Source organism: Streptomyces sp. NPDC047072 (assembly GCF_040643855.1).
GTDB lineage: Bacteria > Actinomycetota > Actinomycetes > Streptomycetales > Streptomycetaceae > Streptomyces.
On sequence record NZ_JBEYVC010000021.1, the window covers coordinates 88,026 to 94,850 of the forward strand.

Consider the following 6,825-nt stretch of genomic DNA (forward strand, 5'->3'; position numbering starts at 1 on the left):
GTGTTCACCCGATCACGACAAGTCACAGGAGGGGTCGTGTTGGACCCGCAAGCGCAGCCCGAACTCACCGCGGTGCTGGCCAGCGCCTACGGCCTGCCCGGCATCGAGCTGGAGCGGCTGCCGGTCGGCCAGGTCACCGTCAACTACCGCGCCCGCCTCGGCGACCAGGTGCTCTTCGTCAAGCACTACCAGGGCAGCGAGAGGGACCTGGCCGCCGAGCAGGCCGCGGTCGACCAGACGCAGCTGGCCGGCCTGCACCAGGTGCCGGTCGCGACGCCCAGGCCCTCGACCGACGGAGACACCGTCGTGCGGCGAGACGGGATCGCCGTCTCGGTGTGGGAGTGGGTTCCTGGCGTGGTCGTCGAGGACGGTCTGGGCCCCGCCCAGCAGCGCGCCGCCGGACATGCCCTGGGCCGCATCCACACCGCGTTCGCCGACCACCCGGCCGGATCCGGCCCGTCGGCCCGGCTGGAGAAGTGGATGAACCCGGACCTCGACAAGCTGGACGCCACCACCGGCAAGCTGCTGGGCATCGCGGGCGAGCGGGCCCAGCGTGACGAGTTCGACGAGCAGGCGCTGCGGACCCTGGCCGAGCGGCGCGCGGTGCTGCCCCGGATCCCCGAGCTCCTGGCCGGCCTTCCGCCTCTGACCACCCAGGTCCTGCACGGCGACTACTCCGCCGTCAACCTGCTCTTCCAGGGCGACGAGCTCACCGCCGTGCTGGACTTCCTGCCCCCCGACCCGTTCCTGGTCGCCTACGAGCTGGGCCGGATCGCGTTCGACCCGCGCACGGTCGTCCTGGACCAGGACTGGATCACCGCTGGGGTGAACCTGGTCGGCGCCTACCTTCAGACCAACCCGACCCTGCCGACAGGCGACGTGACCGCCTGCGCCCGGGTGGCGCTGCTCCAGCTGCTGACCAGCCTCTACGGCGTCAAGCAGCACTACCTCAAGCCCGGCCTGATCCAGGAGGACCTGGACCAGTTCTGGCTCCTGCGGCACGCCGCGGCCAAGCGCCTGCTGGATCACCTCGGCGACGTCGAGAGCGCCCTGACACAGGCGGCGCACCACCGTTGACCGCGTCCGCCCCGCCGGGCGGACGACGAAGAGAGGGAGTGGGGATGACCACGACGGCCATATCCGGCGACCAGTGGGCGGTCCTGCGCGGACCGATCAGCGGCGAGGCGGTCACCGCCGCCGCGCGGGCGCTGGCCGCGCGCCACCAGCTGGACTGCGAGCACGAGGAGCCCGGCACGCTCCGGCTCACCGCCCCGGCAAGCTCAAGCACCCTGGTCACCGTGCGCTTCAGGAGTGTGCCGCCGCAGGCGCCGCGCACCCTGGGCTTCCAGGTGCCGCCGCCGGCCGCCGTGGACATCCTGATCGACCCGCACCCCGGCGGGGGCCAGATCGCCGCCGAGCTCCACGACGCGATCGCCGCCCGCGTGCTGCCCTACACCGGCAGCGAACTGGACGGCATCCGGGCCGCCATGCCGCTGCTGGAGCACTACAGCCGCCGGCATCCGGCCTTCGAGGACTGGGCGCTGCTCTTCCGCGATCACTACCTGGAGCACAGCACCGGCTTCGTCCTCGCGATGGAGCGCGCCGGTATCCCCGCCGAGTGGATTTTCACCCTGGACAAGGGGGACCGGACCTGGAACCGGGACCGGGTCCACGCCACCTTCCTGGCACGCGGGTATCGCAGCGACGTCCTGGACAACACGGCCATCAACGACCCCGAAGCCCACCAGGACCAGCTCGCACGGGTCGGCGCCGACATCGACACCTTCCTCGACACCGCGCACGCGGCCGGCCGGCGGGTTCTGGTCGTCGACGACGGCGGCCTGCTGGCCCGCGGCTACGGCGCCCTCGGTGCGCCCCGCACCGTGGACGCCGCGCTGGAGCTGACGGTCAGCGGCATCAAGCGCATCGCCGCCGCCGGCCAACTCGCGATCCCTGTGCTGAACCTGGCCCGCTCCCAGGTCAAGTCCCGCCTGGGCTACCGCGAGATCGCCGACTCCTGCCTGCGCAGGCTGCGCGCACTGCTCCCTGACCGCAAGATCATCGGCCGTCAGATCCTGCTCCTGGGCCACGGCACCCTCGGCTCCCGCCTCGCCGCCCAGTTACGCGACCTGGGCTGCCGCGTCGACATCGTCGACACCGACCTGATCGCCCTCATCGACGCCGCCGAGAACGGCTTCACCACCTATCGCACCGCCGGCCAGGCCCTGGCCGCCTTCCACCCGTTCCTCATCATCGGCACCACCGGCGAACTCGCCCTGACCGACACCGACCTGGCCGCCCTGCCCGACGGCGTGCTCCTCGCCCCGTTCGCCACCCGCGACTTCTCCGCCCTGACCGAAGGCCCCCACCGCCAGGACGCCACCGAAATCCCCGGCGTGGGCCTGCGCTTCGGCCTCCCCGGCGGCCGGACGGTCACCGTGCTGGGCAACGGCCGCTCCATGAACCTCTTCGAGGCCGACTCCATCCCCAGCCAGGGGTACGACGCCTACCGCGCCGGCACCCTCATCGCCGCCACCGCCCTGTGCGCCGACCCTGACCGCGTACCGGCCGGGCTCCACACCGTCCCGGCCGACGCCGCCATCACCGACGCCGGACTGTGGGACGCCTACTACGACCTGTACGCGGCCCCGGGCGCCACCGGGCAGCCGGCCGCGAAACCCGCCGGCCCGACGGGCGGGAGTGCTCAGGCTGTCCTGCGGCGGGCGGCGATCGTGGGATACGGCGTCGCCGGACGCCTGCACACCGAAATCCTCACCGCCCTCGGTGCCACCCCGGCCGTCATCGACCCCAAGCATCAGGACCTGCCCGCCTCGCTGCGCAGCTTCCCCCACCAGGTCAGCGACCTGCCCGAGGCGGTGGCCGCGGACATCGACCTGTGGTCGATCTGCTGTCCCACCGCCGAGCACCTGCCCGTTCTGTGCGCGGTGCTCGCCCACAACCCGGCCGCCCGCGTCCTGATGGAAAAGCCGGCCTGCCGCGGGCACGAGATCGACGCCTTCACGCGCCTGCTGGCCGACCACCCCGCCGCCCGGATCGTCGTCAACGACCAGTACCGGCACTCCACCACACTGCCCGCGTTCACCGAGCTCATCCACGCGCTCGAACCCGGCGCCCCCCTCGACAAGGTCTCGGTGGTCTTCACCAAGGACCGGCGCCCCGACAGCGCCTCCGGCCGCTTCATCGACCGCGACTACGGCGTGCTGGGATACGAATGGCTCCACATGCTCGCCGTCACCCGTGGCATCCTGCCCGCACCGGCATGGGAGCACTACCTGGCCTCCGACCCGGCCACCACCGAGGCCGAGCCGGCCTACGACCCGCGCCTGTTCGTCGCCGCCCTGACCGAGCGCACCGAGCTGCCTCGCCCGGGGCTCCAGAGCGGCCTGCGGCTGGAACTGACGTCCTCGATCCTCGGCCCAGGCCAGGCCGAGGACATCGCCCCCGCCCCCCGCCCGCCCTGGCGCCAGGGCCTGCGCGCGGCCGACGACCGCTACCGCCACATCACCGTCCACGCCGGCCGCACCCGTTTCACCCTCCACCTCGAACCCGTCACCGCCCCCGGCGGCTGGCAGCTCGAACGCAACCACCACCGGATCACCGCGGTGCGCGACGGCGCCGTCCTGCACGACGAAGTCCTCGCTGACTCCCCGCTCCAGACCTCGGTACGCCACGCGGCGGCACTCCTGTTCGCCGACACGCCCCCACCCGCACCCGACCTCGTACCGCTGCGCCGGATCGCACGGCTTGCCGAGATCCTGCGCGAGAGGGCACCACACGATCTCGGGGCCTCGAGCGCATCCCGGCCCAGCGCATAGCCGCCCCTGCCCCGCCCCGGCCGCCTGCCGGGCCGACCGGAAGGCCCCGCCGTGATGCACATCCTCTCCCTGACCGCCGCCAGCAGACCGTCGCCATCCGCTCCAACACACCCGGCGTCACCGACTGGGCGACCACATACTTCGGACGCTACTGGAAGGCCTCGCCGACCCAGGACACCACCGCCGGTCACGGCCCGGTGGTCACCGTCATCGACGGTGACCACCAGGCCCCCGCCGCCATGGCCCACACCCACCACGCCGTCTTCGCCCGAGAACCCATCGGCTACACGCGCCACCACGACAACACCGTCACCGCGCACACCCTGACCGACCCCGTCATCGCCTTCCGGTACACCCCCGACGAGCAGCACCTACAGATCAGCAGCCGACAACCCCTCCAGTCGACCGCCCGCCCGGGCCGACCGACACGGCTGGCGACCGGCACCACGCGCTTCACCCGCGAGATGATGCGAGCCCGACTCATCGACGACGGATGGGTCCTGCTCCACGCCTCCGCCGCAGTGCTCCCCGGCGGACGCACCTTGCTCACTCTGGGCGACTCTGGCGCCGGCAAGACAACGACCGCGCTCACCCTGGCCTCCACCGGCGCCGAACTACTCGCCAACGACTGCTGCTTCGCCCGCCCCAACACCTCCGGCAGCCTCGACCTCCTGCCGTGGCCCGCAGCAGCCGCAGTAGGCCTCGGACTACTCCACGCGCTCCTCCTCGCCGACTCCGCCCGCGCCCACCTCAAGACCGGTGAACCACCTCACCCCACCCAAGACCAACGCGTCACCGACGCTCTCACCACCGGCCACACCGGCGCCCTGACGTCCGCCTCCGGCCGGGAACTGAAGGCACACATCTGGCCCGAGCAGCTCACCCGCTGGTTCGGGCTGCCCCTGGCCACCACCGGCATCGCAGCCGGTGTTCTCCTCCCACGCGTCGTCTCCTCCACCAGAGCCCCGGCCTGCGTGAACGACCACCGCAGCACAGAAGTCACCACCAGCGTCTTCGTCACCTCGGACGAGGAGCGCTACCCCGACTTCTTCGGCTTCACCAACGGAAATAACGCCGGAATGCCCACGGCCCGTCTCGAGGTTCTTCAGCGCCTGAACCGCCTGCCACGGCAAGCCGTCGACCTGAGCCACGATCAGACAGCCAACACACGACTGCTCACCGCGCTCACTGCATCGCTGCAGAGCGGTCAGCACCATCACCCGTCGGCCATCGGCACAGCCGCAAGCACATTCCCGTGGCGATCGAGCCCGACCGCGGGCTGCTGGTGCAGGCCCTGACCGACGCCGGACAGACCGTCGTCCCCATCTCCTCGTTCCCTGTGCACGCCGGGTGGGCGCGGTGCTACATTGCGTCCAGATCCGATCCGGGTGGCTGGCCGTACCAGCCGCACCAGTCGTGGCCTTCACCAAGTCGATGTTCCTGTGGCGCACGGGGTTGCTGTGCGTCGTCGTCATCGTGTCCACGGCGCCGGTCGGTGCGCGCCCATGCGGCGTTGTCTGCTCCGGTCGCCTCGTCCCTTCTGGAGCCGGACGTGTCTGATCGTTCCACCGCCGCCGATACGCGTGAGCTGGCTGTTCTGCGTGGCTTCTACTGCGAGCACACCCCCAGCAAGAGCCGGGTGATGGCCCTGGTCGCCCACCCGGACGGGCCACCCTCGCTGAAGGCCGTGTTGACCTGCCGCGACGTTGACCACGCCCAGCAGGCCGCCGAGATCCTCAAGGGCGTACTGGCCTGTGGTTCTCCCGTCGCTCCCGAGATCACGAGCCAGGCGGATGCTCTCGCGCTGGAGCTGCCCGATGCCGTGCTCGCTTCCTTCCGCGAGGCCATCGACGCCGCGCGGACCGGCGGTTGGCTGGTCGAGGAGGACCAACTGTCGTGGTGGCCCGAAGAGGAGGCCAGAGCCGCGCTAGGCGCCTGGCGCACCCGCGTCGAAGACAACACCCTGGGCCGCCTTGACGCGCCGGTGGTCCGGAAAGTCCAGTTCACCGAGTACCTGCTGACCGACCCGGTGGCCTTCTACAACTCCGCCACCAGCATGGGATGGCAGCCCGCGGGACCGTTCGCGGCAGACAGCCTCGGCGACCCGCTGCACCTGATGCAGGCCGCGTTCCACCTGACCGCACCCGACCTCGATCTGCCGGGCGCCCAGGTCATCGGCAGGGGCAGCACGATGAGGGTCCTCGACGCCGAGGAGGGCGATGAGCTCGCAGACTGGAGCCCGGACGGGTTCACCGCCGACTTCGGCCCGGGCTGGCGCCTCGAAGATGACCCCAGCGGGCCCGGAATGGGCGAGAAGGAATGGGAACGGATTAACCCGCTGCCCGACTTCGCCTCCCTGTTCCCCCTGCAACGCGCCGCGGAAGAATGGCAGTTCACCCCCCGCACGGCATACGTCCTCCACATGGCGCTGTCCGTGATCAGCGACGAGGGCCACGAGGCCGCGCACGCCTTCGGCGACGAAGTACTGCGGCCAGAGCACGAGGACCACGCCACCATCTACACCGAACTGCCCGAATCCACCTGGGCGCAGGGGTACTCCTGGCGGCGCGACTTCGCGCGTGCCGCCCACGACCTGGCCCAAGAGGTCGCCGCCGGCCGCCGGCCGAGCCCGCGCTGCGTCGGCGAGCGCGTCGCCCTCGACTGCGCCCTCGACGAGGCCCGCGACCAGGCCAAGGCGCTCGCGGGCATGGCAGCCAGCTACGACCGGCTCCCGCGGCACCGTGACGACGGATGGGACCGGGTAGAGGACGCTCTCCTGGACGACGGCGACCCGAGTGACGACGGCCTGCCGCCGCTGTGGAACACCCCGCCCGAGCAGTGGTTCACCCCCTTCCCCGGAGCCGAACCGCGCGATGCGGACCGCGGCTACCCAGAACACTGGGCACGGACCGGAGCCATGGAGGCATACGAGGCGTAGCCTCCTGCGGCCCGCCGGCTCGCCTCCGGGGTCCTGCCCCCGGGGCAGGAC

General features: G+C 71.6%; 4 protein-coding genes. All 4 read left to right on the top strand.

Features of this window, described 5'->3' with window-relative positions; translation table 11 throughout:
• Positions 1-36 precede the first annotated feature (36 nt).
• The 4 genes from ABZ896_RS12685 to ABZ896_RS12700 all read left to right on the top strand — a co-directional run bounded on the left by ABZ896_RS12685 (position 37) and on the right by ABZ896_RS12700 (position 6,774).
• Positions 37-1,077, top strand: coding sequence for a phosphotransferase (locus ABZ896_RS12685; RefSeq protein ID WP_360926298.1), 1,041 nt, complete (start codon positions 37-39; stop codon positions 1,075-1,077).
• 44 nt (positions 1,078-1,121) lie between these two features.
• Positions 1,122-3,836, top strand: a complete 2,715-nt coding sequence (locus ABZ896_RS12690; RefSeq protein WP_360926301.1) for a Gfo/Idh/MocA family oxidoreductase — start codon at positions 1,122-1,124, stop codon at positions 3,834-3,836.
• A gap of 197 nt (positions 3,837-4,033) precedes the next feature.
• On the top strand, positions 4,034-5,134 hold the full coding sequence (locus ABZ896_RS12695) for a hypothetical protein (protein ID WP_360926304.1): 1,101 nt from the start codon (positions 4,034-4,036) through the stop codon (positions 5,132-5,134).
• A gap of 254 nt (positions 5,135-5,388) precedes the next feature.
• Positions 5,389-6,774 (top strand): hypothetical protein, encoded by a 1,386-nt coding sequence (locus ABZ896_RS12700; protein ID WP_360926306.1) that lies wholly within the window; start codon positions 5,389-5,391, stop codon positions 6,772-6,774.
• The last annotated feature ends 51 nt before the right edge of the window (positions 6,775-6,825 follow it).